Origin of the sequence: Sulfitobacter sp. HI0129, assembly GCF_001635395.1 — a bacterium.
Classification (GTDB): domain Bacteria; phylum Pseudomonadota; class Alphaproteobacteria; order Rhodobacterales; family Rhodobacteraceae; genus Sulfitobacter.
This window is the reverse complement of record NZ_LWGH01000139.1, coordinates 1-307: the sequence shown is the minus strand read 5'-3', so window position 1 is coordinate 307 and position 307 is coordinate 1. Positions and strand designations below refer to the sequence as shown.

General features: G+C 62.5%; 1 protein-coding gene. It reads left to right on the top strand.

Annotated elements, in window-relative coordinates; genetic code table 11:
* A partial coding sequence (locus A3764_RS25040) for a hypothetical protein (protein ID WP_201722385.1) occupies window positions 1–307 on the top strand: 307 nt, incomplete at both ends.

The following is a 307-nucleotide window of genomic DNA, read 5'->3' as shown; positions in this document are numbered from 1 at the left end:
GGCAGCACAGGACGCCGAAGACCTGTTCAAGATGCTGGCGATGACCGTTTTGGAAGGGTCATTTGTGAAGGCCGGACAGGCCGCGCGGGAACTGGACATGAAGATGCGCCTGCTAACAGGCGTGGCTAAGGCCGACTCCGTTGCGGCCTATGTGGACCTGCTGTTGCGCGACAGCCCCCGCGTGCTGCTGGCAGGCTGGCACCGCGATGTCTATGACATCTGGAACCGCGCACTGCAGCACCACAACCCGGTCATGTACACCGGGACAGAAAGCCCCGCAGGCAAGCGCCGAAACGTCGAACGCTTC